This window comes from Streptomyces melanogenes (assembly GCF_014649795.1).
GTDB classification, from domain to species: Bacteria; Actinomycetota; Actinomycetes; order Streptomycetales; family Streptomycetaceae; genus Streptomyces; species Streptomyces noboritoensis.
In genome coordinates this window covers 21,609-46,814 of sequence record NZ_BMTS01000039.1, presented here as the reverse complement: position 1 = coordinate 46,814, position 25,206 = coordinate 21,609, and the positions used below count along the sequence as shown (strand labels likewise).

The 25,206-nt window shown below is 70.4% G+C and carries 32 protein-coding genes and 3 pseudogenes; 4 read left to right on the top strand and 31 right to left on the bottom strand.

Annotated elements, in window-relative coordinates:
• A pseudogene (locus IE252_RS43710) lies at nt 1-153 on the top strand (TetR/AcrR family transcriptional regulator); the annotation flags it as partial.
• Nucleotides 154-409: 256 nt separating this feature from the next.
• Here IE252_RS43710 and IE252_RS39775 read toward each other — a convergent pair.
• Nucleotides 410-1,783, bottom strand: coding sequence for an SMI1/KNR4 family protein (locus IE252_RS39775; RefSeq protein WP_229849112.1), 1,374 nt, complete (start codon nt 1,781-1,783; stop codon nt 410-412).
• Between the two features lie 430 nt (nt 1,784-2,213).
• On the opposite strand from IE252_RS39775, the gene IE252_RS39770 reads away from it, so the two are divergent.
• Nucleotides 2,214-3,389, top strand: coding sequence for a hypothetical protein (locus tag IE252_RS39770; RefSeq protein ID WP_190094381.1), 1,176 nt, complete (start codon nt 2,214-2,216; stop codon nt 3,387-3,389).
• A gap of 534 nt (nt 3,390-3,923) precedes the next feature.
• Nucleotides 3,924-4,106, top strand: a pseudogene (locus tag IE252_RS39765) (transposase); the annotation flags it as partial.
• A gap of 197 nt (nt 4,107-4,303) precedes the next feature.
• Here the strand turns inward: IE252_RS39765 and IE252_RS44445 are convergent.
• The 22 genes and pseudogenes from IE252_RS44445 to IE252_RS39660 all read right to left on the bottom strand — a co-directional run.
• A pseudogene (locus IE252_RS44445) lies at nt 4,304-4,549 on the bottom strand (RapZ C-terminal domain-containing protein); the annotation flags it as partial.
• Nucleotides 4,550-4,765: 216 nt separating this feature from the next.
• Nucleotides 4,766-4,894 carry a DUF8839 family protein gene (locus IE252_RS44065; RefSeq protein ID WP_268248465.1) on the bottom strand — a complete coding sequence of 43 codons (129 nt, stop codon included), beginning with the start codon at nt 4,892-4,894 and terminating at the stop codon, nt 4,766-4,768.
• 5 nt (nt 4,895-4,899) lie between these two features.
• Complete coding sequence (locus IE252_RS39755; RefSeq protein WP_229849111.1) at nt 4,900-5,997, bottom strand: hypothetical protein; 1,098 nt, start codon at nt 5,995-5,997, stop codon at nt 4,900-4,902.
• Nucleotides 5,912-6,853: a phosphotransferase gene (locus IE252_RS39750; protein ID WP_190094380.1), complete on the bottom strand. Its 942-nt coding sequence runs from the start codon at nt 6,851-6,853 to the stop codon at nt 5,912-5,914. Before IE252_RS39750 ends, IE252_RS39755 begins: the two co-directional genes overlap by 86 nt.
• Nucleotides 6,853-8,004, bottom strand: coding sequence for a hypothetical protein (locus tag IE252_RS39745; RefSeq protein WP_190094379.1), 1,152 nt, complete (start codon nt 8,002-8,004; stop codon nt 6,853-6,855). The genes IE252_RS39750 and IE252_RS39745 overlap by 1 nt, the downstream gene beginning before the upstream one ends.
• A gap of 13 nt (nt 8,005-8,017) precedes the next feature.
• A complete protein-coding gene (locus IE252_RS39740) occupies nt 8,018-8,677 on the bottom strand; it encodes a histidine phosphatase family protein (protein WP_190094378.1) in 660 nt (219 codons plus the stop codon).
• A gap of 149 nt (nt 8,678-8,826) precedes the next feature.
• Complete coding sequence (locus IE252_RS39735) at nt 8,827-9,072, bottom strand: hypothetical protein (RefSeq protein WP_190094377.1); 246 nt, start codon at nt 9,070-9,072, stop codon at nt 8,827-8,829.
• A gap of 198 nt (nt 9,073-9,270) precedes the next feature.
• Nucleotides 9,271-9,933, bottom strand: a complete 663-nt coding sequence (locus IE252_RS39730) for an LAGLIDADG family homing endonuclease (RefSeq protein WP_190094376.1) — start codon at nt 9,931-9,933, stop codon at nt 9,271-9,273.
• Nucleotides 9,934-10,396: 463 nt separating this feature from the next.
• Nucleotides 10,397-10,891 (bottom strand): hypothetical protein, encoded by a 495-nt coding sequence (locus IE252_RS39725; protein ID WP_190094375.1) that lies wholly within the window; start codon nt 10,889-10,891, stop codon nt 10,397-10,399.
• 2 nt (nt 10,892-10,893) lie between these two features.
• The gene (locus IE252_RS39720) at nt 10,894-11,742 is read right to left on the bottom strand and encodes an Lsr2 family DNA-binding protein (protein WP_229849110.1); all 849 of its coding nucleotides are present in this window, start codon (nt 11,740-11,742) and stop codon (nt 10,894-10,896) included.
• A 2-nt stretch (nt 11,743-11,744) separates the two neighbouring features.
• Entirely contained in the window at nt 11,745-12,302 is a 558-nt protein-coding gene (locus IE252_RS39715; RefSeq protein WP_190094374.1) for a WhiB family transcriptional regulator, read from the bottom strand.
• Nucleotides 12,299-12,760 carry an ASCH domain-containing protein gene (locus IE252_RS39710; RefSeq protein ID WP_190094373.1) on the bottom strand — a complete coding sequence of 154 codons (462 nt, stop codon included), beginning with the start codon at nt 12,758-12,760 and terminating at the stop codon, nt 12,299-12,301. The genes IE252_RS39715 and IE252_RS39710 overlap by 4 nt, the downstream gene beginning before the upstream one ends.
• Complete coding sequence (locus IE252_RS39705; protein ID WP_190094372.1) at nt 12,757-13,437, bottom strand: GGDEF domain-containing protein; 681 nt, start codon at nt 13,435-13,437, stop codon at nt 12,757-12,759. Before IE252_RS39705 ends, IE252_RS39710 begins: the two co-directional genes overlap by 4 nt.
• Nucleotides 13,438-13,525: 88 nt before the next feature.
• Nucleotides 13,526-13,828, bottom strand: a complete 303-nt coding sequence (locus tag IE252_RS39700) for a hypothetical protein (protein WP_190094371.1) — start codon at nt 13,826-13,828, stop codon at nt 13,526-13,528.
• A 104-nt stretch (nt 13,829-13,932) separates the two neighbouring features.
• Complete coding sequence (locus IE252_RS39695; RefSeq protein ID WP_190094370.1) at nt 13,933-14,349, bottom strand: NUDIX domain-containing protein; 417 nt, start codon at nt 14,347-14,349, stop codon at nt 13,933-13,935.
• Between the two features lie 195 nt (nt 14,350-14,544).
• Complete coding sequence (locus IE252_RS39690; protein ID WP_229849109.1) at nt 14,545-14,868, bottom strand: hypothetical protein; 324 nt, start codon at nt 14,866-14,868, stop codon at nt 14,545-14,547.
• Between the two features lie 113 nt (nt 14,869-14,981).
• Nucleotides 14,982-15,488: a hypothetical protein gene (locus IE252_RS39685; protein ID WP_190094369.1), complete on the bottom strand. Its 507-nt coding sequence runs from the start codon at nt 15,486-15,488 to the stop codon at nt 14,982-14,984.
• 120 nt (nt 15,489-15,608) lie between these two features.
• Nucleotides 15,609-15,857 carry a hypothetical protein gene (locus IE252_RS39680; RefSeq protein WP_229849108.1) on the bottom strand — a complete coding sequence of 83 codons (249 nt, stop codon included), beginning with the start codon at nt 15,855-15,857 and terminating at the stop codon, nt 15,609-15,611.
• A gap of 40 nt (nt 15,858-15,897) precedes the next feature.
• Nucleotides 15,898-16,422, bottom strand: coding sequence for a hypothetical protein (locus tag IE252_RS39675; RefSeq protein WP_190094367.1), 525 nt, complete (start codon nt 16,420-16,422; stop codon nt 15,898-15,900).
• Nucleotides 16,423-16,451: 29 nt separating this feature from the next.
• Nucleotides 16,452-16,865, bottom strand: a complete 414-nt coding sequence (locus tag IE252_RS39670) for an RRQRL motif-containing zinc-binding protein (protein WP_373298687.1) — start codon at nt 16,863-16,865, stop codon at nt 16,452-16,454.
• Nucleotides 16,866-17,115: 250 nt separating this feature from the next.
• The gene (locus IE252_RS39665) at nt 17,116-17,334 is read right to left on the bottom strand and encodes a hypothetical protein (protein ID WP_190094365.1); all 219 of its coding nucleotides are present in this window, start codon (nt 17,332-17,334) and stop codon (nt 17,116-17,118) included.
• 110 nt (nt 17,335-17,444) lie between these two features.
• Nucleotides 17,445-18,260, bottom strand: a complete 816-nt coding sequence (locus tag IE252_RS39660) for a hypothetical protein (protein WP_190094364.1) — start codon at nt 18,258-18,260, stop codon at nt 17,445-17,447.
• Nucleotides 18,261-18,379: 119 nt separating this feature from the next.
• On the opposite strand from IE252_RS39660, the gene IE252_RS39655 reads away from it, so the two are divergent.
• Nucleotides 18,380-18,574, top strand: coding sequence for a hypothetical protein (locus IE252_RS39655; protein WP_190094363.1), 195 nt, complete (start codon nt 18,380-18,382; stop codon nt 18,572-18,574).
• 83 nt (nt 18,575-18,657) lie between these two features.
• On the opposite strand, the gene IE252_RS39650 is transcribed toward IE252_RS39655, so the two are convergent.
• The 8 genes from IE252_RS39650 to IE252_RS39615 form a co-directional block, all read right to left on the bottom strand.
• Nucleotides 18,658-19,158: a hypothetical protein gene (locus IE252_RS39650; protein ID WP_190094362.1), complete on the bottom strand. Its 501-nt coding sequence runs from the start codon at nt 19,156-19,158 to the stop codon at nt 18,658-18,660.
• A gap of 100 nt (nt 19,159-19,258) precedes the next feature.
• Complete coding sequence (locus tag IE252_RS39645; protein WP_190094361.1) at nt 19,259-19,450, bottom strand: hypothetical protein; 192 nt, start codon at nt 19,448-19,450, stop codon at nt 19,259-19,261.
• Nucleotides 19,451-19,527: 77 nt separating this feature from the next.
• Complete coding sequence (locus IE252_RS39640) at nt 19,528-20,967, bottom strand: transfer protein (protein ID WP_190094360.1); 1,440 nt, start codon at nt 20,965-20,967, stop codon at nt 19,528-19,530.
• On the bottom strand, nt 20,964-21,806 hold the full coding sequence (locus IE252_RS39635) for a hypothetical protein (RefSeq protein WP_190094359.1): 843 nt from the start codon (nt 21,804-21,806) through the stop codon (nt 20,964-20,966). The genes IE252_RS39640 and IE252_RS39635 overlap by 4 nt, the downstream gene beginning before the upstream one ends.
• A 91-nt stretch (nt 21,807-21,897) precedes the next feature.
• Nucleotides 21,898-22,332 carry a hypothetical protein gene (locus tag IE252_RS39630; RefSeq protein ID WP_190094358.1) on the bottom strand — a complete coding sequence of 145 codons (435 nt, stop codon included), beginning with the start codon at nt 22,330-22,332 and terminating at the stop codon, nt 21,898-21,900.
• Nucleotides 22,333-22,349: 17 nt separating this feature from the next.
• Nucleotides 22,350-23,573 carry a hypothetical protein gene (locus IE252_RS39625; RefSeq protein WP_190094357.1) on the bottom strand — a complete coding sequence of 408 codons (1,224 nt, stop codon included), beginning with the start codon at nt 23,571-23,573 and terminating at the stop codon, nt 22,350-22,352.
• Nucleotides 23,574-24,440: 867 nt separating this feature from the next.
• Nucleotides 24,441-24,641: a hypothetical protein gene (locus IE252_RS39620; RefSeq protein ID WP_190094356.1), complete on the bottom strand. Its 201-nt coding sequence runs from the start codon at nt 24,639-24,641 to the stop codon at nt 24,441-24,443.
• 3 nt (nt 24,642-24,644) lie between these two features.
• A complete protein-coding gene (locus tag IE252_RS39615) occupies nt 24,645-25,157 on the bottom strand; it encodes a hypothetical protein (RefSeq protein ID WP_190094355.1) in 513 nt (170 codons plus the stop codon).
• Nucleotides 25,158-25,206 lie beyond the last annotated feature (49 nt).

The following is a 25,206-nucleotide window of genomic DNA, read 5'->3' as shown; positions in this document are numbered from 1 at the left end:
AAACTCACCACCCGCGGCGTCGCACTCGCCCGCTTCCGCGTCCTGCGCCCCCTCGTCCACGAAGTCCACGAACTGTTCACGGACTTCCTGCCGGGCATGGCACAAGCAGCCACAGCCCGCAAGAAACCCACGAAACCCGCGAAACCCGGGTGAGGCTCGCGCGCACGGCAGGGCCGCGCGGTGGCGGGAGGGAGCCGTTGACGACAGTGTCGGCGTACGTGTGAACCCGTACCCCGATAGCTTGCGGCTGTTGGCAGCCGGGACATGACGGCAGTGAAGACGGGCGCGTCGCGGGCCCGCCCCGCTTCGGCGTGCGGCCCGGGAGCAACGGTTCAATCCGCGCCCACTGCACATCTGTTAACGGCATACCCAGGCCCGCGACCGGCTGATCTAAACGAAACTTTCTGGGTCATTTGTCGGTCGGTGTGCCGGCCTGACCTTCCAGGCCGAGGTAGCCCTCGACGACTGACTGGGCGATGCGGGGACGGCCCCAGAGTGCGAGAAGTTCGTTGGCAAGGCCGGCGACGGCGAGGGGATCCTCGTCGAAGGGCCCGCTGACGGCAACCGCCAACAGCCCCTCCGGGACGGCATCGGCGTCAAGGACATCGCCCCACTCCCGAGATCCCATCCCCAGGTATTCGAGCCCGGTGAGCTCCGCGATCTCCGTGGGGTCGGCGAGGGCACCGGGGTGCGCGACGAGGGAACGCAGCCGGGGCAGCCCCATGAGCGGCGCGAGACCGACCGGCCGTCCGCCCCGGACGTCGAGAGCCAGGGCTTCCAGACCGGGGTGCACGGCGCGCCCGAGGCTCTCCTCGTCGTACGCGAACGACTTCGCCGCCGGCGCCTGGGCCTCCACGTCGGCCGATTCCGCTGCGAGACGATCCAGCAACAGGTCCGTCAGAGAGTCGGCGACGAGGCGGGCTCCGATGTTCTGCTCGTGGGATATGAGGATGACCTGCCCGAGGTGCCCGTGAGGGCCCGGCGTCAGATCGACGGCCAACCGGTCGCCACCCCCGTTGTCGCCGAACGCGATCCAGCCCGGCGAGCCGGCCAACCCCTGCACAGCGGCGGAGGGCCGCGTCTCGACCGCCTCCATCGCCGCGTGCTCCCACGGGCACTCGCGGGTCACCGCCTCGGCGACGTACAGCGCTGCCAGGTCGAACAGTTCGCACCGGACCGCTTGGGAATGGCGGCTCGACGCCTCGTAGTCACCGCCCCAGTCCGACCACTTGGCCCGCGTCACCCGGTACAGCGCCTTGAGCTCCTCGGGCAAGGCGATACCCAGGCGCAACTCGGCCGCCGCGATCTCGGCCTCGGTAGCGCCGACGGCGTCGGGCAGACGCCCACACACCGTCCTTTCGACCAGCGCCGGATCCGCCGAAGGCGCCAGCACCGCCTCGGGCGTCGGTTCGGGAAGGCGCCGCCAGGGCTCGGGGAGCGCGCCCTCGACCAGGACGAGCGCACCCGGATTGAACCCGATGCCGAGCTCCACCGCCTCACTGGGCACAAGCAGATGGAGCCGGGTGCGTCCCGTCGTCTCCATCTCCATCACAAACGTCACGGCACCGATGCCGTCCCTCACCAGGATGTCGTGCATCCGCCGCACACCGTCGTTGTACATCTGCTTCAGGGGCACGCTCCAACTGCTCCGCGTGATACGGCCCAACACCCGACCACCCGGGGCGGCGAGCCGCTCCGCGTTCTCCGCCCGCAGGAGCCGCAGCAGGGGCTCCCAGGCCTCGAATTGGTAGATCGCAGACCGGGATCTTTCGTGATCGTTCACGAAGGAGACCGTACCCGGGGGGTCGGACATCCGACCCCGCGCGCCCCATCCGCCGCCGGGCCGCGTCCCGGCGGCGACGCCGGGTGGGGTGAGCCCGGTGTGATACGGAGGCTACGGTCTGGAAGCTACGTGATCGCCGTTGCGTTGGACGGAAAGAATCAAAGGGACTTGCCCGCTGGTGGGGCGTACCGAGCACGTTGCGTCAACGACGTCCTGAGCCGTCACACGACAGGTTGATCTGCACGTGGCCAGCCATGCTTCGGCAAGGGCGGGGGACGGTCTTTCACTTCCAGCAGGCACCGCTCAGAGTCGATGTTGCTGTGAGCGGTGATTTCTCCGGTCCCAGCGCTACGTGAGTAAGTGCCGGGCATTATGGCGCTGATGCTGGGGCTGTGGTTGTCTCAAGGTCCGACGGCTTGGGGGGTGTCACATGGATGATGTGGCAGGGAGCATGGCGTTATCCGCAGTACAGATACTGACCGGCCTGGCGACAGGGGCGGCCACGGCGGTGGGGAACGAGGCGGGCCGGGCGGTGGGCGACCTCGTCCGGGCGCGGCTGGGTACTTCCGATGACGGTCGCGCCGCTCTGGACGGCGTCAGCGCCGACCCCGCGGATCCGTCGGCGGTCGCTGGGCTGCAGGAGGCGATCCGTCAAGCGCTGGCTGCCGATCCCGAGTTCCAGACCCGCATGGCCGTAGCGCTTGCGGGTCCGCCGCCGGACGTACCGCCCGCGCACGCTGTCAGCCCGCAGTACACCGGCAGCATCATCATCGGGGGCGGCAGCAAGGTACGGAACAGCCAGATCTCACTGGGCCCGCTGACCATCACCAATACGCGCGCCGCCCGCGTATCCCTCACCGGGATCGCCGCCCTGCTGGTCGCGTTGCTGTCCCTGGGCCTCTACCGGGGCGTGCAGTTGCTCACCGGCGACGACTCCCCCCACTCGGCCGCCGGGCCGTCGTCCGGCCTGAAGCCCTCTGCCCCAACGCCTTCCCGCCCGGCCTCCAGTACGTCGGATACTGACGCCCCCGCAGTGCGTAACGCGACGAAGGTCCAGCAGATCCTCCCGGACGCAGCGAGCTTGCCGCAGGGCTGGGCCGTCGCGAGCGGCTCGCCGACGACGCAAAAGTGCCGTAGCCGCGTCGGTATTTCGAAGGACGGGCAGTCCCACCCCATCTGCGATACCGGCTCGGTTCTCGACCTGCAGTCGGAATACGACCCGGGCCCCGGTGCCGACTACAACAGGGTGAACGTCGAGGTTCTGGCCTACCCCTCAGCGGCCGCGGCGGCCGAAGGCTTTGTGGGAGTGGAAGCCGAAAACGCCGACAGCAACGACGTGAAACAGGTGACGCAGGCGACTCTGCCGTCCTACGGGGACGAGTCATCGGCCGTCACCATGACCGCCACCGTGCCCGGTAGTGGTTCGCGCGTATCGCAGGGATTCTCGGTGGTTCGCTGCGGGAGCATCCTGGTGCGGGTCGTCGTCTCCGACGACGACGGCAGCACCGCCGGCCTCGACGCGCTCAACGCCTTCACCCGGACAGTGACCGCCCGCGCGCAACAGGCACTGCAGGACACGAGGCCCACCACCGCCGTCGAACTGTAAAGACCGCCCCGACGTCACGGCCCCTCGGCGCGGGCCAGCCTGCCCGGCAGGCCGGGCCCGGCGACGTCGTAGACACACCTACCGCCGGACCCTCACCGCAGCGGTCACGGGCTCAGCCCGGACTGGCCAGACAACCGTCAAGAGCCTGCCCAACCATGAATCAAAGACCTCGCCGAGCCGCACGTGAGCGGTCCGCTACTGGCCAGTTAGGCATCAAAGAAATAATCAGGTCTAAAGTAAAAACGGGCCTCCTTGTCCAGGGTGATCGGCCGTGGCTGGCGCACTGGCTTCTCCGGCTCACGTCACGCATCAGCCTTCTCCGCAGCGGATACACGGCACGAAGTCGTGTGAAAGGCGTGCACGAGTAACAACCGGGTGATCCGCGCGTACACGTCGTACGGCCTCCTCACCATCGATCTACGGCTCGACGGCCGCTGGTACTGGGCCGTCACTATGGCGTACTACGACTCCCGCCGGACCTGTCGCCGAGCCGTGTGCCATATCGTCCGCTCCGGCGACCCAAACACCTGGGCTGAGTTCGTGCCGTTCCTGCAGTTCGACGCGGAGATACGCAAGATCGTATGCACCACCCATGCGATCGAGAGCGTGAACGCGCGCATCCGTCGGGCGGTCCGGGCCCGCGGCCACTTCCCCTCGGAGGCCGCCGCGTTGAAGTGTGTCTGCATGGCGGTCATGAGCCTGGATCCGACCGGGAAGTGACGCAGGCGGTGGACCACCCGCTGGAAGCGGGCCCGGTGCCCGTCGGTGCAGCCGCCGCTGCGGGGCACCATCGCGATCGTGTCGGGCCACTCGCGGACGATCGCGGCCGGTGCGCCGTCGTGGACGATCGCGCAGAACGGGCAGCCGGGGCGCGGGTGCTTGCGGGGGACCGGCGGTCGATCGATGTGGTGGTGGGTGACGGCGACACGTAAGCCGTGGGTATGCAGGCGGCGGCCGATCGCGTCGGCGACGGCCGGGGCACGGTGACGGCCGTACCAGCAGTTGACCAGGAGCTGGACAGGGCGGCCGTTCGCAGCGGTGAGCAGTGCGGTGAGTTCGTGGAAGGCGTCGTCGATGATGCGGGCCGCACCAGGGGTGTTGAGGACGTAGGCGCTCACGTCGGCGTCCAGACCCGTCTGGCCGGCGACGGCGTCGGCCATGGCCGGGTCGTCCGGCGGGTTGAGCAGTTCGTTCGTCAGGTTGATGGAGAGGACGGCGGCGCGGTAGCGGGGCGGGGGAGCGTCCTGCCAGCGGGCGCCGAAGGAGTCGATGAACACGTCGGTCGTCACGAAGTCTCCGGGCTCGAAATTGGGGTGTCGACGCTGGAGCGCTGCCCCGGCCGGAAAGGTCGGGGCAGCGCTCAGGCATCGGCGGGGCTACTTGGGGGTATCGGTGATGGCCAGCAACTGGTCAGTGGTCACGCCCATCACGACCCGGGCGTCCGTCGTGCCCTGGGCGCCCTGGGCGGCGGCGTATTCGTCAGCGGGGCCGTGGACGCCGTACATGTGGCTCAGCGGGTCCGGTTGGCGAGGAAGGACTCGGCTGCCGACCACGGGGTCAGCTCGATGCCGAAGCCGCTGTGTGCATCGGGTCCTTGGATGTGGACCAACCGGCCGGACAGGTAGACGACGTCGCCGGTGCGGAACGCCCCGGTGTAAGCACCGAGGTAGCTGCGAAGGTGGGTGATCCGGCGGGCGAACACGGACGGCTCGTCGACCGTGGACTCCGTGACTGTGTCCACCTCGATCCCGTAGAGCGCCGGCGTGACCAGGCCCTCGGAGTGATCCGTGATCCGGGCAAGGACGGAGATCGCCCCTACCTCTTTGGCAACCACCCCGGCGAACGTCTTGTCGCCGTCGTCCCTCAGCGGCTCACAGTTGATGTGCGCCCCCGCACCGGCTGTCAGGCCCTGCAGTTTGCGGGCCTCCTGGCGCATGAGCGCGTCGAAGCTTCCTCCCACCATGTACTTGGCGCGCCGCACGTACAGCCGGGTGAGGGTCTCGCCCTCGTACGGATGGATGAGGGCGCGTTCGGCGAACAGTGCGCGGGCTGCCTCATAGCCGCGCGAGCCGTAGCAGACCAGATCTATGTCGGAGCGGGCGTTGCAGGCACCGATCAGGAAGGACCCGGTCACGCCGATGACGTCCGCAGCGCCGGCTGCGACGATCCAGTTGATGATGGCGCGCAGATCCTCGCTGACCGCCGTTTGGTCCAGGAGGCCGGGAGCCTGGTGCAGTGCGGCGAGGGTCTGACGGCAGGAGTAGTGGGTGACGATGTCCTCGCGGGGCACACCGGTGATGACGCACCCCACGGCGGGGGAGTAGATGTAGCACTCGGGCCGGTCGGCGAGGATCCCGAACGCTTTGGACACGACGCTGTTCTGCCGGTATGTCCGGCCGAACAGCACCCGGTCGCCGCGGGCGTCCGGGTAGTACTTGACGTACCCCAGGAAGTGCGTGCCGGGATGGACATCGCCGATGACTTTGAAGATCACCCCGGCGCGGTCGAGGAGGTAGTCGCGGTCACGGATGGTCGCCAGCGCGGTGCCCAGCGGCGAACTCTTCGAGTCCGGGGAAGAGGGCGGTATCAACCGTCCCGGTGCGCTCATACTGCTCGAGTCCCTTCATGAAGAGATGACGGCGGTACTGCCACTTCAGGTGCTTGTCCGTACGGGAGGGGTCGGTGGGCCGCATCAGGGCGAGGAAGAACAGGGCCTTGACGAGCAGGTATGCGCCCAGGTTCTGGCTGACCGGCTGTCCGGTTGCGTTCAGGCTCGCGTCGTCCAGCACGGCGAGATAGCGGCGCCGCTGGCCGGGGCTGGCGGTGTAGCCCTTGTTGCCGCCTTTGAAGCCGATGATTTCCAGGGTCGGGAGGACGTCGTATCCGAGTGGCACCAGACCGTGGTGCTGCCAGTCGATGACCCCGGCCGGCAAGACGTTGGGCAGGCCGTAGTCGAGGTGGCCCCGCACCAGCGCAACCGTGCCAAGGCGGTCCAGCGCGTGATCGAGCGCAGCGTGCGTCCGGGTGTTGTCCAGGTCGGGGTTCTCCTGGAAGACGTTCTGGGTGAACCCGGCGCTGTCCAGCCACTGCCGCAGTGAGCCGGGCGCGGGCACGACCATGTGGGCAGCCTGTGCGCGCAGCAGCCTGGCGGCGACCTGCGCGGCGGTGTCGGCGACGTCGTCGTGCAGGGCGCGGCCGCCGTCCAGTGACGCCACCGCCCGGTCGTGCAGCGTCTGGTCGCCCAGCGACTCCTCCACGACGTAGTAGTGGCCGTCGCCAGTGACGCCCTCCTCCAGGACGTGCGGGACCGGGTAGTCCAGGTCCGCGATCCGGCGCTGGAATTCTGCCTCCGCTTGGAGCTCGGCCCCGCCGGTACGCCGGTAGCGCGTTCCGTCGGCGGAGACGTACACCGCACCATCGGCGGCGGTCCGCTTCTTGACGAACCGCCAGTTGTTCTCGTTCATCAACTCGCTCCTTCCGGCTCCTTGGCAGAACCGTGGGTGACCGGGTACTCGGGGATGGCCCGGGACAGGGTCCGGACGTCCATGACCCAGCGCATATCACCCGCCGCGACGCGGCGCCGCAGTTCGGCGAGGACGTCACTCCCGGGGATGTCCGGCCGGGCCAGGTGGGCGCGGCACCAGAATTTCAGCAGGGCCGGGAGCTGTGCCGTGGTGATGCCCGCCCGGATGTGCAGTGAGCACAAGGGCAGGAACCAGGTGAGGAACAGCTCTCGTAGCGCCGGGCTGACGCGGTGCACCTCGCATATCCGCTGCAGCGTCGCGGTGTCGTCGTACGGGATGTGCCCGTGCAGCGCGTACCGCAGCCGTGTTCCGTTGTGCCGCCGGAACAGGGCCCCGTAGGCGGCGACGTTCGCCGCGGCGTTCTCGGTGACCGTCATCACCGGCTGGCTGGCGCTGTGCCGGTCGGCGGCGGCCAGTACGGCGATGTGCACGCCGGCTCGCGGGTCCAGGACCAGGCCGTCGAGCCCGAACGGCGCGAGGCTGATGCCGTGGTCGCGGGTGCGGGACAGGATCAGCCGCTCCGGGACGTTCTGGGCGATGGTCAGGAGATGTCCCGGTAGCCGGGCCCGGTGGGCGTGGAAGTCATCATGTGCGAGCACTTGCGTGCCTGGGGCCCGGTCCCAGACCAGCAACCGCCGGGTGTGGAGCCGGGAGCCCTGGTGCCCGCACCTCCGGCAGGCGTGGGCGACGGCACCGGTCATGTGACCGCAGCGGGCGCAGACATGGACCGCGGTGGGAACGACCGCCAGGATGCCCTCCCGCAGGAGGCGTTCGGTCATCTCCAGCGCGAGGGCGGCCACGACGGGCGTGGTGTCGGTGAGGACGCCACTGGTCGGGGCCGCGCCCGGCGCGTATTTGGCGGCGATCGCGCGATCCTCCCGCTCCTGCCGGCCGACGGTGTCCCGGTCGGGGGCGCCGCGGTGGCGCAGGTCTCCGGCCAAGGTGACGGTGTTCCACAGATGCGGAACCGGCCCGGCGCCAAGGAGGGCGTTGAGCGCTTCGGCCGCGCGGATACCGGACACCTTGCCCGGCCGTTCAGCGATCGTGAAGGGGCCGTTCTGCACGGGCCCGTTGATGTACAGGACGTTCATGGCCGCGGCCTCCTCAGCAGTCCGGTTGGGCGGTGCCGCGGGCGTGGAACAGGCCGTCGGCCTGCTCATAGACCAAGACGGCGGCGTTGGGTGTCTTGCGCACACGGGCCTCGTCGACCAGTTCGGTCACCGGCCGACGCTCCAGGACCGCACGCAGCGCGAGGATCGCGGTGTGGTGCGTGACCGCCACGACATCCGCCGCGGACACGGTGTGCAGGCCGTCGACGAACGCAGTGGCCCGCCGCAGGACGCCGCAGGCGAGGGACTCTCCGCCAGCGCCGGGGGGCGTCCACAGGTGCTTGCGGGTCTGCCGGTCCTCCGTTCCCTCGGGGTAGGTGGCGTATAGCTCCTGTTTGGTCATGTAGGTGGCTGCGCCGTAGTGCTGCTCGTTGAGGAGCACGGTCACCTCGTAGGGCAGGCCGGGCAGAGCAAGCGCGGCGGTGTCGAGGGCGCGGCGGTACTGCGAAGTGCGGACCGCCGGGTCAGGTCCAGTCAGGTCCCGCAGCGTCCGCCGCAGCCACAGGCACTGGAGGAAGCCACGGGGCGTCAGGCCGACAACGTCCCGGGACAGGGCATGCGCGGCCGGCCCGGCCCACGGACGGGGGTTCTCATAGAAGCCGGTGTATTTGGTGGCGTTCTCGATGGATTCGGCGTGGCGAACGAGGAAGAGCATCTTCATCCTCTCTGTGAAGGTGTCGTGCCAGACAGCGCCGCGCCCGCCGGAAGGCAGGGCGCAGCGCTCGGGTGGGGTGTTACTGGGGTGGGGTGTCGGTGAGCACGCCCCGGTTGGGACCAATTGGTCCCGAAGCCGGGCGAGTGGGGTCAGCCGGAGGCCGGGACGGTCGCGGCCCTGTGACTGTCGCGGTGCGCGGTCTGTGCCGGTTCGGCGAGGACTCGGAGACCGTGCTGCTCGCCGACCGGTCCGCAGGCGCTGCACACCACCCGGTAGGCGCGGCGCCCGGTGCACCCGGATCCGGGATCGCGAGGCTTGCCAGAGGGGCTGATCGCATGGGTACACATGGTGCCGTCGCGGTGTAGCGGCTCGATCTTCACGCTGATGCGGGCCATGGGGGTCGTCTCTCCTGTTCGGGTTCGGGGAAGGGCAATTGGTGGAGCGTCGTCGTGTGGGCGCGTCCTCGTGCGGGGCGCGGCGGGGTGGGCGGTTCGGTGCGCACGAGCTCGGCGTCAGGGAGGAGTCCGAGCTGTCCGGCTGCGGCTGTGCGAGCGGCGAGAGTGAGCGAGCGGTGGCGTGGTGCCGTGCCCGTCTCACTCGCTTCGACCATCAGAGACGGCTTGATTCAGGTAGCCGCTCGTGCCCCCGCTCTCGGGCTCGCTGCGCACAGCCGCAGGACGTCCGGCCCTGGCCCGCGGAATGGAAAGCCAGGTCTCGAACAGGACGTGCTTACGGGTGAGATGAGGAACGTCAGGCGACGGATACAGCAAGGTATAGAGCTTCTTCAAGGAGGCTTGTTGCAGGATCCCAACCTTGTAGACCTTGCGGCCACGGACATGAGAGACAAGTCCGTGAGCTGCACACCATCCGTGGAAGGCACCCGCGAGAGCCTCGGAGGCAGAGTTCAGCTCGATACGCAGATCGGGCCGCTGCTGTCCCCGGCGACTCTGCGTCAACGACACTGTCCCGTCTCCGTCAAGCAGCCCCCTGACGAACGCTGCTTCGTACTCAGGCGGGATGCCGACTGGCCAGTCGATCACGAAGCTCTTCGCTGTGACGAGCCCGATCTGGCGCAGCCGTTCAGCTGCGTGGGGCGATGAGAAGCAGATGCGCCAGTGCTGGCCAGCGTTCTTCGTCCGCACCCCGCCAGGCTGATCTATCAGCTCCGAGATCGTCTGTACGAGTTCCCGGTCCTTCGAGCAGACCTCGACGGTGTTTCCTCGGTACAGGTATCCATCAGTCCAGATGATCCCCAAGACCCAGGCCATATCGTTCGACCAGGCATCGAAGAACCGGTCGTTCCACGGATACCTGAAGAGAGGCTTGGTCTCTCCCCTTCGAGCTCGCTCCCGGAACTGTGTCCGCTGGCTCTTGGGTTGCCCATCAGCGATCTTTCCGTGCGGTCCCCGAAGGATGCGTCCTTCTTCCTCCGCTCTCTTGGCTCGGTGAGTCCGCGCTCGGATCGACATGCACTGCCGGCAGTCACTCTTCCCGGTCGGGCTGATGTACTCGTTGTCACCCGTCACCACGTGGCCTCTGCGGCAGATTCTTCCCACACTCATACCGTTCTTCCTCTCTGGCCCCACAGCCAGGTTGACCACCGGGAGGCCGCCGGTATCGGGCCGGCGGCCTCCGGGTGCCCGCGATCCGCGCGCTGATCTGGGCCAGTCGCGCGGGTAGTGGTGCTGGTGCTCGGGACGGATGGGCACGGCGGCTCCGCTACTCGCCGCCGGCGGCTTGGCGCTGCTCGAACGCCTCGATCAGTTCGCCCAGCGCGCCCGGGTTGCCGGCGGTGCCGACCCAAACCCCGGCTTCGGTCCACACCGGCACCTCACCGGAGTCCTCCGCCTCGAACCAGCAGACGTACAGGCCGTGCCGCTCGAGGACGGCCGTGGCGACGGCGGCCGGGCCGGAGGACTGCGGCGCGGTCTCCAGCACGGCGAGCGTGGTGACGGCCAGCCACATCGGCTCGTCCGGCGTGCGGGGCAGCCGAAGGTAGCCGGTGACGCGGAGCTTGTCGCCGGGGACCAGGTCGTGGATGACCGCGTGGGCCAGCTCGGAGTCGTCGACGCTGCAGGGCAGGATCATCTCGTCCGTGCGCTCGTCTGTGGGGGAGACGGTGAGGCGGAACCGCGCCGTCGACCCGTCCAGGTCGCCGGGCACACTCTCCTCGTCCAGGAAGCCGTCCAGGGCTATCGCGTCGTCGTCGGCCACGGTCAGCCGGCCTTCCGGACCGGCGCCTGGTGTGCGGCGTCGTACGCCTTCAGGACCCGCTTGGGCACCATCCCGGCGTCGGCGACCTGGTGGCCGTGCTCGCGCGCCCACGCCCGGACGGCGGCGAGCTCCTCCCGGGTGCGGCCGCTGCCCAGGCCCGCGCGGATCGGGGTGGGCGCGGCGGCGGCCACCGTGGTGGTGGTGCGGGTGCCTGCCTTCATGGTGCGCAGCTCCTCCTGCGCCTTCTCCAGGTCGGCCTTGGCCTTGGCGACTTTCTCCTCCGCCTCGCGCTGCGCGGCCTCGCTGTCGCGGCGCTCGGACAACTCGGAGAGGTCGGCGGTGACGCGGGCGGCGCGGCTGCGGACTCCGGCGGCCGGGTGCGCGGCCGCCCAGTCAAGCAGCTCCTGCACCGCGTTGGTGACGGGCAGCGCGACGACCGGGACGTCGATGGCGAGCGGGTCGACGCCGTCGTCCGGCTGCTGCCCGGCGGCCTGGGCGGCGATGAGGGCGCGGAGTTCGGTCTCGCTCAGGCCGGTGGCCTCGAGGATCGCCTCCTGGGAGTCGCCGTTGTTGTGCATGGAGATCGCCATGGCCTCGAACGCGGACAGGGCCGGGGCGGCGGGGGTGTTCGTCATGGTGGGTGCGTCTCCGGTTTCCGGGATGAGGGGGAGCAGGGCGGTGAGGGTGTCGGTGTCGGTGGGCAGCCCGAGGACGTCCAGGAGCAGCGCCATGTCGTCCTTGTCGCGGGAGTAGCGGGCAGTGACCCGGGCCGCGGCGGCGAGCTGCCGCGCCGGGCTCGGGTCCAGGGGGAGTGATTCGGCTTCGAGGGCCTCGGTCCAGTCGGTGAACACAGTCAGGCCGCCTTGCCGCTGGCGACCAGCTCCAGCACGCGCCGGTTGGACGCGGCCTGTGCGGGGGTGATCGGTTCCTTCCAGCGGTTGTACGGTGCGGGCCGGGTGGGGATGCCCTCCAGCTCCAGGCGGGCGAGGACCAGTTCGCGGACGGTCGGCGGCAGGACGCGCGCCGCCCGCTGCCGCTCACGGCGCCGGCGGTCCTGTTCGGCAACGACGCCCACCCAGTCATCACCAAGGCGTCCCACGAGTTGCTTGCGCAGTCGCGTGCGCTCGCGGAGGGTGGTCGCCGCCCACACCCCCGCCTTGGTCAACTCGGGGTTGGCAAGTGCCCACTTCAGGCAGCCCGTGACAACCGGGCACCCGGAGCAGGCATGGGTGGCCTTGGCCAGTGCCTTCTCCCGGCCGCGGGGTTCTTCGTCCGTGTCGTGGATGTCCTCGATCGCGAACAGGTCGGGCGTCGTGCGGCAGCGCAGGGGCTGCTCGGTGTGAGGGAAGGGGATACGAGTGTCGGCGATGATGGCCGACACGTTGGGGATGCCGTTGCGGTTGCCGCTCACGAGGTGCCCTCCGGTGCGTGCAGGTGGGGGAGTTGGAGGCGGACCTGGCCCACCAGGTCCTGGCTGGGCTTCCACGGTCCAAGCGCGCCGGCCCTGATGGGGATCGGGAGGGCGAGCTCGTAGACGTCCGTGAGGACCAGGTGCCAGGCGCCGCGCTGCGACCAGGGGCTGCACGGCTTGCCGTCGTCGGAGTCCTGGTGGCAGTCGGTGAGGCGGGCGACGCCGATGACCGCGCCGCCCTCCAGCTGACGGCCGCGGATCGCGGTGGCGACCAGCGGGTCGCGCAGCGGGGCACGTTCCAGGACCAGCCCAGCGTGCAGGAGCAGCCAGCCGCGCCAGGACCAGGGGCGCGGACGGTTCTCCACGTCCTTCCCGGCGAGGATGCAGGCCGCCCAGGGCTGGCGGATCGCGATGCCCCGGATCCAGGTGCCCGGGTCAGAAACCGCGGGCGTGCTCATGCCGCCCACCCCAGGGAGCTGGTGCCCGGCCGTCCGGCACGGCGGCCGTTGATGGACGGCACCGTGGCGTGCTGCGGTCCGGCGAGGACCGGGTGGCCGGTGTGCTTGCCCGCGTACATCGCGGCGTCGGCGGCCCGCTGCAACAGGCTCAGGTCCGTCGTGCCGAGGATGTCGGGGGAGGCGGCGCCGATCGACGCCGCGACGTCGACCAGGACGCCGCCGTCGACCTCCACCGGTTGCGCAAGCAGGCTGATCAGCTGCGTGAGGCGGAGCGCGCGTCGGGCGGCTGCGATCCGTACGGCGACGGCGAACTCGTCCCCGCCGAGCCTGCCGACCGCCCCGCGGCTGCCCGCCCAGGCGGTGAGGCGCTGCGCGGTGACGGCCAGGACGCGGTCACCGGCAGCGTGACCGCCGGGACCGTCGTTGATGTCCTTGAAGTGGTCCAAGTCCACGATGACCACCAGGGAGTTGCCGCCGTACCGGCTGGTGATCTGTCGGGCCTTGGCGGTGTAGCCGTCGCGTCCGAGCAGCCCGGTGAGCGGGTCGCGGCGGGCGGCGGCCAGGCGCCGGTGGAGGCTGACGGCGTGGAGGGTCCAGCCGGTCAGCGGAACGGTCAACGTCGTGATGAGCAGAGCGCGTTGCCCTAACGGGGCATGTAAGCGCACGGTGGAGGCCATACTGAGGGCTCCCTCTCGTCTCGTACGGGATGGGTGGCCCGAGGCAGGCGGTTGGTTACCAGGCCTTTGCGCCTGCCTCGGGGCGTATCTACAGTTCGTACGGCTTCTTGCGAGTCGAGCTGTCCGGGGTGGACCAGGGGCCGGCGTTGGCCGCCGCCCAGTCCAGCTCCCAACCATCGCGGACCCCGCACGCTCCCCAGCCGCCGTCCTGCTGCCCGGGGACCTCGAGTCCGGCCTGCCGCGCGGCGAACGCCGCGTCGTATGCCTGGCGGGCGCGGTCCAGGGCCTCCTCGACCGAGGACGCCTTGCCGGTGAAGACGTGCACACCGTGCTGCGCCCGGCTGGTGTCGTGTATCGGGACGTCGACCTCGTAAAACTCCAAGTGCCACATGACGGCCTCTCCTTCCTCTCGCTGGTCGTGGCGGAACACCGCGACCGCCCCGGCTGGGAAGGCCAGGACGGCACGGAGAAACGCCGCGTCTGCGCGGGTGTGGATCAGCGGTTCGCGGCGCCCGCAACGATCTCGGCGTGATCGAACGCGAGGTCCGGGAGCGCGTCCAGGGGCCACCAGCGGGCGGCGGTGGCGTCGTCCCCGGCCGTCGGCTGGACCAGGGTGGGCAGGGTGGCGGTGTAGGCGACGCTGACGTACCGGTCGCGCGGGTCACGGCCGGGGGCGTCGAAGGCGCCCACCTGCCGGAGGTGGGTGGCCGGGACGGTGATGCCGGTCTCCTCCTCCAGCTCGCGTGCGGAGGCGTTCAGGCTGGTCTCCCCGGTGTTCACGTGGCCGCCGGGCAGGGCCCACCGGCTCTTGAATGGGTCCCAGCCCCGCTCGATCAGCAGGACGTGCCCGGCGGCGAACAGGACGACGTCGGCGGTGTAGCGGATCGTCTCGTCGGTGGTGTCGGTGCTCAAGAGGTGCCACCTGATCTCGGAGCGGAGCCCCGGCCCGAGCGGCCAGGGCTGAACGGGCAGTGCGTCATGCGTTCTGTAAAGGGGAGGGACTGCTCCGGGGCGGCCGGGTTCGTATGCCTGCGGCCGCCCCGGGCGCTCAGCGGCCAGCCGCGTGGATGGCGGCCGTGGTGCGGACGGTGTCCGCGAGCAGCACGGTCAGCTCGTGGCCATGGTCGACGGCATCCTCCAGGCGCTCGATGAGCTCGGGGCCAGGCCCCGGGCGCGAGCACCGGTCAGGACGCCCTCGAGGAACAGGACATCGGCGAGAACGCGGCCGCGAACGTCCAGGACGCCCGGCTGTACATGCAAGGCGTCGCCGTTCTTCGCGGTGGCCAGAGCCGCATGGTCGGCAGACTCGGTGTACGCGGTCTCGGTCTGCTCGGTGAGCAAGGCGTCGACCTGGGGGGTGTCGCCGTAGGCGCGGCGCCAGCCGAAGCGGGCGGCGGCGGCCTCCATCAGGGAGCGGCGGGCGAGGGGCATGTAATCCTCCTGGGAAGGGTCGGTGCCTGGCCGGGTGGCCGGGCGGTTTCCGCCGGCCCCGCCCCACACGGCTGACACGTGGGGCGGGGCCGAAGTAAGCCGGCCGGAGCAGCTCAGCGTGGGGTGGCCTTCGTAGTCGCGATGAGCGCGGCAAACGTCTCCCAGGCGTGGTGCCAGGCAGCATCCAGGCAGTAGGCGCCGTTGATGCCGTGGTCGGTGAGTGCGAAGAAGGCGCCCTTGCCCGTCTTCGAGGCGAGTGTTTCAAGGACGCCCCCGGGCACCCGCCGGTCGGCGGCGTAGTGGGTGATCCCGGAGATGGCGAGTGCGGCCGCGGCCGCACCGGGGTGCAGCCGGATGCCCAGGAAGCGGGCGCCGATGCCGACGGCGACGGCCTGGGTGACTGTGTAGGTGAGGCAGTGGTGCAGGCACGCCTTGCGGCCATCGGCCGTGCCGTGGACGGTCTTCGCCTTCGTGTCCGGGTCCTCGTAGGTGACCGGGTACTGGTCGGAAGCGCCTTTCACACGGGCGCAGAAATCGTTCTGCACCCAGAAGTCGCCGACCGCGCTGGCGGCGCGGGTCAGTCCGAGCAGGGCCGCGAAGGTGGCGGGACGATGCTGCATGCTGGGTTCTCCTGATCTCGCTATGGGTGAAGGAAGCGGGGCAGCCGACTCTTTGCCGATGCTGCGGCCTGCCCGTGATGCGAGCTCCGCCCCGGCTGTGACAGCCGGGGCGGAGCTCGGTCAGAAGGGGGGTTCGTCGGCGGCCTTGGGCCGCGGCAGAAGCCGAAGACGCAGCTGTGGCCGGTACGCCCAGCAGCCGCACGCCTCCATCTCCGGGTTCGCGCCGCCCACCCACCAGCCGCCAGCACCGCGGCACTGGGGGCAGTGGTGGCGGGGCTGCGAGGTGAGCTCGATGCGGTACCGGTCTGCGGAAAGCCGCCAGTGGCCGGCCTTGAGGACGACGGCGGCCGCCGCGACCGTGACGGGCACAGCGGCCGCTAACAGTAAGGCAGTTCGCGCGCGCACGGCGTCAGGACCGGTCGAAGGGCTGGACAGTGAAACGGACGCCCTGCCCCGAGGGAGCGGGCGTCACGGCGAGAAAGTCCGGGTGGGCCTGCGCGATGTCGCTCAGCAGCGCCTTGATCCAGTCGGTGGGGCGCTGGAGGTCGACGCGCAGCGCCATGAAGTCGGACAGGCGCACCAGGTGCGGAGCCGCGCGGTAGCGGCGGGCCCACAGCCGGGTGCGGATCATCTTCGCGGCCTCGCTGTCGGTGGGCCGCGCGGGCACGCCGCGCGGCAGCGCCCTGCAGACGGCCGCGTGGACGTTGGCGGCCTGGGCGGCATCCCGCTCCACCATCACGTTGCCCAAGGCGTTGCGGTCCGCGCGGTGGGTGCAGCCCAGACAGGCGGTGGCGTAGCGCGCGGGGCTCTGGTCACTGTCGGCGGTGTAGACGAGGACGGTCGCGCCTTCCAGCGCCCGGAAGCGCTGGCAGACGAGCGTGCCCTGCGGCGTCCATGTCTCGGGAGCCGGGGCGGTATGGGTGAACAGGGCCACGGTGGCTTCTCCTTCGGGAGGTTCGCTGATCAGGCGGCCAGCGAGTGCTTGGCCGGGGGCGTGATGTAGCTGCTGGGGTCCACCGGTGTGCCGTCGTGGCACTCCAGGCAGCACCCGAGCTTCTTGGAGAGGCAGCTGTAAAAACGCCTCCCGCAGCCGGAGCAGGTCTGCCTAGCGGCCATCGCCTGGTCCAAGGCCCGCTCCTGAGCGAGCGTCGGTGTCCGCTTGGGCTTCGCCAGGTCGACGCGGAGCAGGAAGCCCCGGGTGGGGTGGGTGCACGACCACTGCGGCCGGTAGGAACACCACTTGCAGCGCAGGACCGCGACCGGCCCGTCGTTGCCGCCCGGGCTCAGGCCCAAGTCGCGTAACTGGCGTCGGGTGACCAAACCATCGGGGACCGCGCCACGGTCGTACTCGGGCAGCATCGCGGTGCTACGCGCCACCCGCTTCACCTCACGGCGGCGCCTCCTGTGGGAGCGGGGCATCACCTGCTCCAGGTACCGGGAAGCCGGGACGGGCGCTGCGGGTAGCGGGGGCCGGGGCGGAAGGGACGGGGACGGCCGATCCGGCGGCGCGGGCAGGCGATGAGCACGGGCGATTCCTTCCGCAGATCGGGGCAGAGACGGCGGCGCCCCGCCGGCGGTGTGGCCGTCCGGCGGGGCACGGGGGTGCTGTGCGGCTGGTAGTCCACGGCTACGGCGTGTTGGGGGCCACCGTGGTGGTTGGCGGGCCCTGGGGCGGAGTGTCGGCCTGCCTGTCCGCACTGGCGTGGGAGGCAAGGACGACGGCGAGGATGACCGCGGCGATCAGTACCAGGCGCAGCAGGAGCGGCATCGCCGGCTTCGAGGCGGCGGTGGGCGGTGCGGGTATGAACCATCCCTGAACCGGCTGCGGCGGGGTGGTCTGTGGCATGACGTCTCTCCTTGCGGATCAGCGGTGTTGGGGGTGGTGCGCAGGCCGGTCTGCCGGTGAAGCCCTCGGGCGCGCGGCGGCGTTCGAGGGCCAGGCGGGCCGACGGGATGTCAGCGCTGTTGGAACTGGCGGACGTTGTCGGGGCTGTCGTTGCCCTGCGGGCTCTGGGCCGGGAGGTGGATCTCGGCCTTGGCTTCGGGCCGGAACGCGGGGGCCGGGTTGTGAATGTGGGTGACGATGACCGGGCGCAGGCTCAGTCCCCGCAGCGCGAATACGGAGGCGATGCTCCAGGCGAGGACGGCGATCCCAGTGGCGAGTGTGCGGCCGTCGGCGGGAGCGGCCGACCAGATCATGGCGGCGCTTCCGGCGCCCCATGCCACCCACAGGAGGCGGGCGGCAGTGCTGCGCAAGAACCCGCCGATCAGACCGGTCAGGCCGGCGACTTGCCAGAGGGTGTAGATGGTGGAGCCGCTGACGGTGAGGCCGGTGGAGTGCTGGGCGATGTAGGAGCGGATCGGCTGGTCGACGACTGCCCATACGCCGGTGGAGGCGTCGGTGCCGATCTGCACCGTGGGTGCGGCGGTCAGCAGCCGGTGGACCTCGTCGGCGAGGACTGTGGCTGCGCTGTCCAGGAGCAGAAGGACGAGGGAGAGGGTGGCGACGGCCAGGAGCGCCTTGACCCAGTTCGCCATCTGGTGCCAGCCGAGCTCGGGGGCCTGGCGCAGGTCCTCCCAGCGCCGGTACAGAACACCGTCGGGGCTGCTCCAGGCGTCGTCCCACCACGCGCGCAGGGCGGCCCGTCGGGCTTCCTGCTCTTCGATCGGATGCGGAACCACCGTGGAGTCGGGATCCTGATCGGTCTGGTCGGTGGGCTGGGGTTCTTGGTTCCGGTCGGGGAGCTGTGGGCGGTCGTTGTGGTCAGCCACGGTCGGCTTCTCCTTCGAGGGGTGGTGAGGCGGCGCAGGGATGGGAAGGGCTCTGTTGCCGGGGCCTGGTGGTGCGTCAGGCTGGGGCGGCAGGGCCGGGAAGGCAGCGAGGGGGCGCGATGAGCGTGGAGTTCGACTCGGTGATCGCCGACGGGGTGATCTATCCGGCGTTCACAGACGACAACGGCGTGCTGTGGATCGACGACGAAGAGGACTACGAGGTGGTCGTCGACCACGCGGTCGTCGGCGGGGTGATCTACGAGGCGGAGGTCGATGAGTACGGCCGCCTGCTGATTTATCTGGACGACGACTGACCGGGCGCTGCTGCGGGCGGCCTGCCCCGTACTCGACTCCCGGCCGCGTGGGCGGGGTTCGAGTACGACGCAGGGCGTCCGGGTCAGCGGTGGATGTCGTTGCGGGTGCGGGCGAAGAACATCCCGCGCGTGCTGCTGTTGTTGGTGATCTGGGTGTGGTGGGTGACCGGGGCTTCGTAGATGGTTGTGGCCACTGCGGAGCGGGCGCGGCTGATCGCGCCGCCGATGGCGGTGGCGAGCATCGCGGCGCCGGCGAGCGGCAGGGTGACCATCAAGACCCCGGTCAAGGTGACTGAGGCGAGCCCTTTCAGGACCAGCCAGGCGCAGCAGCCGAGGCCGACGGACCCGGCGCCGACGCCGATGGAGGCGACGGCGATCCCGGCCGCCCAGGCGGGCACGATGCGTTTGTCGTCCTGCTTGACGGGCGGGGTGTCGCCGTAGGCGGGCACGGGGGAGTCGTCGCGGAACGACGTCGGGAACTGGCGTACCGGCTGCTCGTGCCGGAAGTTCGCGTCGAAGATCCGCTTGGCTTCGGCGGCGGCCTCGGAGTCGGACATCGGGCGGCCGGTGGGATGGAAGTCCATGGTGTTCTCCGTTCGGGACGGGTGCGCCCTGACTGCCGTAGAGGCGGGGAGGGCGCGAGGGGAGCCAGGGCGGGCTGCTTCCGGCGGCTTCACGTTTGGGTCATCCGAAGCTGCTGATCCATCCGGTGACGCTGCTGATCGTGCTGGTGATGGCGGGGGCCATGCCGGTGGAGGCGAGGGTGAAGCCGAACAGGACAGCGGCGAGGGCGGGCCACAGCCGCAGGTAGCCAGTGCGCAGCAGGACCAGCACGATGACTCCGGCGAACAGGACCAGGGAGACGGTCAGCGCCACAGTGGTGAACTCCTTCGGGAAGGCGGGCGGCCGCCCGGGATACGGGGTCAGCCCGGCCGGAGGCGGGGGAGGTGGGGTTAGTTCCTGATCGCGGTCAGGGTGTTGCGGACGCTGCCGAGCTTGACCGCGCGGCCGCCGTCGGCGTTGACGAGTTCCAGGATCTGGAGCGCATCCAGCGGGTCGTCGTGCGCGTCCAGTACGGCCTGGATGCGGTCGCGTAGCGTGCGCGCGCGGGGCTTGGGCACTGCGGCCGGGACCGGGGAAGCGGCCCGGCTGCCACCGGAGCCGTTCTTCTTGCCCCCGCCGTCTTCGCCCTCTTCGTCTTCGTCGGGCTCGGGGAAGACGGCCCGGTACGCCGCCATGCCGTCCAGACGCCGACCGTAGGCATCACCGATGAGATCCCAGGCGACCTGCTCGATCTCGGGCGGTGCGCCAGGTCCGTACAGATCCAGCACCATCGGGTCCAGGCCCTCGGTGGGGATGTGGGAGCCGATGCTCCAGAACCGCATCTTGGAGCTGGGGTAGCGGCCGTTGACGTTGTACGCGGTGCCCTGGGTGCCGGGCAGGTCGTCGTCTTGTTGCTCTTCGTCGAACTGCGAGACGAGGTCGGCTTCGCCCGCGTACTTGGGGATCGGGGCGAGGACCATTCCGGTGGGCAGCAGACCGTCGGTGACCAGTTGCTTCATCATCGAGCTGGTCCAGCGAAGCAACACGACTTCGCCTTCCTTGAGCATGGCTCGCAGTGTGTCGGAGCCGCCCATCTCCTCGAGGTGGCCGGCCTGGGCGAACAGGCCGATGCCGATGCCGAGGGAGCGGCCGGTGCGGCCGATGTCCTTGATGTAGAAGGTGGCTTCGTCCCGGTAGGGAGCGCCCCGCTCCAACAGGCGGTTGGCCTCGTCGACGATCTGGTAGATCAGCGGGTCGGGCCGGTCGCGCAGGAACTTGGAGCGGCCCATCCGGGAGTAGCGCTCCTGGCGGTCCATCATCGTCAGCCACGTGGTGCGCAGCTGCGCCATGGTGCCTTCCTGGGTGGTGACGCGCCAGGCGACGTTGCCGTCCGAGCCGTGCCCGCTCTGGCCGAACGCTTCCGGTGCGGACTGGCCGCCCTTGAGGTCGGCGTACAGCACGGCGATGCCGGACCGCTTCATCGCGGCGAGGATGATCTGCCCGGCGGTCGACTTGCCCGCGCCGGTGGTGCCGAACAGCAGCAGGCGCTGCGCGGAGCCGGACTGAGGGTCGTACAGGCGCAGCAGGGAGGGGCGGCCGTTGTGGTAGCGGCCGATCCAGATGCGGCCGCGGTCGTCCATGACCAGCATCTGCGGGTGGTTGGGGATGACGCGGGCGAGCGGGTCGTGGGGGTAGATGGTTACCAGCGCCTTGTCGCCCATGAGGTTCGTCTCCACCGCGAGGCGGTTGACGTCCTTGATGCGCAGCGCCGCGGCGAGTCTCATCGGGTGGTAGGTGATGATGTCGCCGGGCTCGCATGCTTCCACGGTCAGCTCGTAGATCTTGCTCATGCGGGGAGCTCCTTGGTCTCTTCGTCGGGGATGTCGACGGTGCGGATCGCGGTGATGACGGTGGAGGGCATGCCCTTGGGGGCGATGAGCTTCTCCCAGGCGGTGTAGATGTCCATGGCCTGCTCGGGGGCCTGGCCGACAGTGAGGCGCCGGACCCCGGCGCCCTGCCGCGGTACCGGGTTGATGTGGATGTCGTCCTCGGGCCAGTTGATGGCGGCGGACAGTTCCAGCAGGTCGATCTTGGGGACCGGCTTGCCGGGGAGGGTGGAGCGGATGACGGCGGTCATCGACTCCTCACCGGTGCGTTCGATCTGCTCCAGCACGGTGTTGGGGGCCGCGCCGCCCTCGATGGCGACGTGGGTCGCCCAGTACGCGGCCATCGGGTGCTGCGGGGCGGCGTGGACGGTGTCGGTGGCCAGGAGCTCCTGGGCCTGCTCGATGGCCTCGGGGGTCAGCGATTTCTCGCGGCCGGCCAGGACGCGGGCCATGCGGGCCGGGCGCACGTACAGCACCATGGCGCTCCAGCCGGCGTCCGCGAGCCACTGCCAGTACCAGTCGATGCCGGGCACGATGCGCTGCACGGTGAGCAGCACGGCCATCGACGCCGACGGGGACAGGTACAGGCCCATGGCGGTGTTGCCCACCGCGTTGCGCGGCAGGGTCGCCGACCACAGGGCGCCCCAGGCGGAGCAGCCGAGGGCGGCGAGCACCGTGGGGCCGTAGACGTCGTGGGTGAACGTGCCGGTGGCGAGCGCGACGGTGCCGGCCACGGTCGCGGCGCGGCCAAGGGCGTTGCGGGCCAGGGCGAAGCGTCCGCGCAGGGGACCGAGGCGGATCATCGGTGGGCTCTCCGTTCCGGGGTATGGGGAAGGGCGGCGAACCCGTCGTGGGTTCGCCGCCCTTCGTGCGGTACTGGGGGAGTGGGGCGGGTCAGCGGTTGCTGTAGAACTGCCGGTCGGCCATCTCGATGCCGTCGGGCATGTTGTTCGCGGCGTCCGCGACCGAGCCATAGTCGGCGATGTGCGCATCGGCGGTCTCGTGGAAGAGCGTGGACATCTCCTCGCACTCCACCGCCATGGCCTCCGCCTCCGCCAGGCAGGACCGCATCACGGTGGAGGCCTCACGGTGCTCGTTGACGGTCGACTGGTCGACCTGGAGCGCCGCCGCCTGGTCGGCGAGCCGGCCGACCGACGTCGCGCAGTCCTCCACGTACCGGAAGGTGCTGCGGACCTGGTAGGACAGGCCCATCATGGTGGCGCTGGCGGCGGTCAGCTGCGCCACGACGATGCCGAAGCGGACCGCGCCGACGATCACCGCGCCGGTCTTTTCCAGGGCGCCGCCGATAACGGGGACGATGTCGGACATGGGGGAGTCTCCTCTTCCTATTCGACGTGGTAGTCGCGTTCGGCGGGTGCGGTGTGGCCGGCGTCGCGGACGGCGTCGGCGAGCGGCTTGTGGCGGCGTTCCGCGTTCTCGCCCGCCGTGGCGATGGCCTCGGAGGCCGCGGGGAGCGTGGCCGCCAGGGCCTCCGCCTTCGCCTTCACGCTGACCGCTTTCTCCGCCAGGATCAGCACCCAGCCCTCCAGCACGCCGGGCACCTTGAGGTCGACGATCTTCTGGTGGAGGGCCTCGAGGCGGGTCATCATCAGGTCGCAGCCCTCAGCGGCGGCGCGGGCCTCGTCGACGCCCGCCATGATCTCCTGGGCCATGTCGGTGTCGGAGTCGATGACGTCATGGATCGTCAGGTCACTGTCCGCGTACTGGGTGTTCGGTGCCTTCGCCGGGACGGGCACGGTCACTGCGGTTCCTCCTTGGCTCGTTCCTGCGGGAAGCCCGGGGCGGCCACGGGTCAGGGCACCGGCCGGGCGGCGGCGTACCTGGGAGCCCGGTCCGCCGTCGGCCCGCTCGATCGTCACGGTGTAGCCCGCGGTATGGCCCCAGCCCGGCGGCGGGCCGAAGCCCCCGCCATCCGGGCCCGGCCCGGTGCCAGATCCGGCACCAGGTTTGGTGCCGGTGTCTGCGGCCGGGCCGGTGGAGGCCCGCTGGGAACGCCGGGCGCCGGCCCGCTCCCACTTCTCGCGGCGGGCGCCTCCGGGCGCCGGTCCCGAACTCTGCGGACCGGTCGGCTTCGGGCCCGTCCCCGGGGCCCCGGTCGGCTGCGCCCCGGTGCCGCCGAAGCAGCCGCCGCTCCTCGCCCGGCCATACCGGCGGGTCTTCTTGCGGAGGTTGACCTTCTTACGCAGGTCCACCCTCGGCGTCACGGTACGGCCTGCGCCGCCGGCCGCGGGCTTGGGCTTCTTGGTCAGGTCGACCTTCGCCCTGGCCGGTGCGGGCGGATCAGCCTTGCTCTTCTTGCCGCCCAGGATCCGGCCGACGGCCCGGTGGCGCAGCGCGCCGCGGATGCGGGGTCCGCGGTCGGGCTTGGTGCCCGTGGACCCCTTGCCGTCCGTGCCGGACGTCGGGGTCTTGGGCTTGGGGCCGTTGCGGATGCGGTCGGCGGCACGGTCGAGGGCGGCGTCCCGGATTCCCGGGGTGCGGGTGTTCGTCGGCACCGGGGTCTTGGGCCGGGGGCCGTTGCGGACCCGGTCCGCCGCACGGTCGCGCACGGCCCCGGAAAGACCGCCCGAACCGTTCTTCGTACGGGTGGCGGGGGTATTTCCGCCGCCTTTTGTCCCGGAGGACTCCAGGCCGCTCCTGCGGCCTCCACCGCCACCTCTGTGCCCGCCAGTGCCCTGTTGGGGCGTACGGCCGCCAGAGCCGCCACCAGAGGCCGGACTGGGCGTCCTCGATCGGGATCCGCCCGGCGACGTGGAGCCGCCGGAGGAGCGGAAAATACCTGGCACCGAATTCTTCCCTGCATTTGTCCGGCCACCGCCTCCGCCCGCCGCGCGAGTGCTGCGACCGAATTCCGGACCGGACTGCAAGCGACCTTTCTGACGGGCCAGTTCCCCACCGATAGCGGCCTTATCCGCTGCTGCCCGCTGCTGATCCGCAATGGCCCGGTGGTGTTCATGCCGGGCTTTCAGATAGGCGGCTACATTCCATGCGCCGCGCATTGCGGCGACGGTAATCCCGGCCATCATCACCACCGACATGGCGGCGATTCCGGTCCCTTCCGGGCTGTCCGGCAGTCCGGGGTCCGCGTTGACGGTCGTCGCATTCCCGCCGCCGACGTCGGAATTACCCGCCACCAGCAGGGAGGGCGGGGGCGCCAGCACGGGCAGGGCGGTCAGGGTGGGGGCGTCGGCCCCGGGCGGCGGCGGGCCGCTGCCCACCGGCCCCGGGATCGTCAGCCCGCCGGGGAAGCCGAGGACGGTCCCCCCGGCGTCGTCATCGGCCATCGGCCGTCTCCTTCGATCAGTCACTCAGGGTCACGAACCCGGGGGGCTCACGCGCGCGCATAGGCGCGCATGTTGCGACCCCGGAATTCACGGGGTGAAGCGGTGATGATGAGCGGTGATGAGCGCGGAGCGTCACGGTGAGGGCTGCTGGCCCTGCTGCTCCGTCGTCCAGCGCTGGAGCAGCAGGACCAGGTCGGCCCATACCCTGTCGTCGGTGCCGGCCAGGAGGCGGGCCAGGTCCCACAGCGCGGTCGCCCGCGCCTTGTTCGTCGTGGTCTGCGCAAGGCGCTTGTTCCAGCGTGCGGTCTGGCCCTTGGAGAGATGAGCGGGCACGGATCAGGCCTTCTTTTCCAGGTAGTCCAGAAAGGTGTGGTCGCCGTCGCCCGTGCCGGTCTGCTTCGCGACTCCCCTGCCGTCGCCGGTCGGCTCGGTCAGGGCACGCGAAAGGCCGTTGAGCTGCCCGGCAGCGCTGACCGCTCGGGCGGCGTTCAGGCCCTTTTTCCTGGCCTTTTCCAGCTGCTTCTCCTCCGCCTTCTCCTCACGCTTCTTCGGTAGCTCGACAAAGCGCTTCTGAAACTCCGAGTCGAGCTTTCCCGCGTGGTTTACCGCGTCCCGCAGGTCCTTTTCGAGACGTGCCAGCGGGCGCGACGCGAGAAACGCGCGGATCCGGGGCTCGAAGAACCTGTCGCCCTCAATCTCGATGTTCTCCAGGTCAGCCCGGTACTCGTTGAGCAGCGCCCTGATCTCGTCGGCCATCTGCCGCAGCCGCTCGCGCTGCTGGGCTCCGTACAGGGCGGTCCCACCGGGCTTCAGCAGGTGGTCCGAAGTCCACCGTGCGTTCTCGGTCATACGAAAGACCTCCAGGTCTCGGGGGGGGGGTAGGGCGGGGCAGGGGTGT

Excerpts from the sequence above, each read along its gene's own strand:
- IE252_RS39770 (WP_190094381.1), top strand. The coding sequence starts at position 2,214 with ATGGATGATGTGGCAGGGAGCATGGCGTTATCCGCAGTACAGATACTG.
- IE252_RS44065 (WP_268248465.1), bottom strand. The coding sequence starts at position 4,894 with ATGTACGGCGTCCACGGCCCCGCTGACGAATACGCCGCCGCCCAGGGC.
- IE252_RS39755 (WP_229849111.1), bottom strand. The coding sequence starts at position 5,997 with ATGAGCGCACCGGGACGGTTGATACCGCCCTCTTCCCCGGACTCGAAG.
- IE252_RS39750 (WP_190094380.1), bottom strand. The coding sequence starts at position 6,853 with ATGAACGAGAACAACTGGCGGTTCGTCAAGAAGCGGACCGCCGCCGAT.
- IE252_RS39745 (WP_190094379.1), bottom strand. The coding sequence starts at position 8,004 with ATGAACGTCCTGTACATCAACGGGCCCGTGCAGAACGGCCCCTTCACG.
- IE252_RS39740 (WP_190094378.1), bottom strand. The coding sequence starts at position 8,677 with ATGCTCTTCCTCGTTCGCCACGCCGAATCCATCGAGAACGCCACCAAA.
- IE252_RS39735 (WP_190094377.1), bottom strand. The coding sequence starts at position 9,072 with ATGGCCCGCATCAGCGTGAAGATCGAGCCGCTACACCGCGACGGCACC.
- IE252_RS39710 (WP_190094373.1), bottom strand. The coding sequence starts at position 12,760 with ATGAGCACGCCCGCGGTTTCTGACCCGGGCACCTGGATCCGGGGCATC.
- IE252_RS39705 (WP_190094372.1), bottom strand. The coding sequence starts at position 13,437 with ATGGCCTCCACCGTGCGCTTACATGCCCCGTTAGGGCAACGCGCTCTG.
- IE252_RS39700 (WP_190094371.1), bottom strand. The coding sequence starts at position 13,828 with ATGTGGCACTTGGAGTTTTACGAGGTCGACGTCCCGATACACGACACC.
- IE252_RS39690 (WP_229849109.1), bottom strand. The coding sequence starts at position 14,868 with ATGCCCCTCGCCCGCCGCTCCCTGATGGAGGCCGCCGCCGCCCGCTTC.
- IE252_RS39685 (WP_190094369.1), bottom strand. The coding sequence starts at position 15,488 with ATGCAGCATCGTCCCGCCACCTTCGCGGCCCTGCTCGGACTGACCCGC.
- IE252_RS39665 (WP_190094365.1), bottom strand. The coding sequence starts at position 17,334 with ATGCCACAGACCACCCCGCCGCAGCCGGTTCAGGGATGGTTCATACCC.
- IE252_RS39655 (WP_190094363.1), top strand. The coding sequence starts at position 18,380 with ATGAGCGTGGAGTTCGACTCGGTGATCGCCGACGGGGTGATCTATCCG.
- IE252_RS39650 (WP_190094362.1), bottom strand. The coding sequence starts at position 19,158 with ATGGACTTCCATCCCACCGGCCGCCCGATGTCCGACTCCGAGGCCGCC.
- IE252_RS39640 (WP_190094360.1), bottom strand. The coding sequence starts at position 20,967 with ATGAGCAAGATCTACGAGCTGACCGTGGAAGCATGCGAGCCCGGCGAC.
- IE252_RS39635 (WP_190094359.1), bottom strand. The coding sequence starts at position 21,806 with ATGATCCGCCTCGGTCCCCTGCGCGGACGCTTCGCCCTGGCCCGCAAC.
- IE252_RS39630 (WP_190094358.1), bottom strand. The coding sequence starts at position 22,332 with ATGTCCGACATCGTCCCCGTTATCGGCGGCGCCCTGGAAAAGACCGGC.
- IE252_RS39615 (WP_190094355.1), bottom strand. The coding sequence starts at position 25,157 with ATGACCGAGAACGCACGGTGGACTTCGGACCACCTGCTGAAGCCCGGT.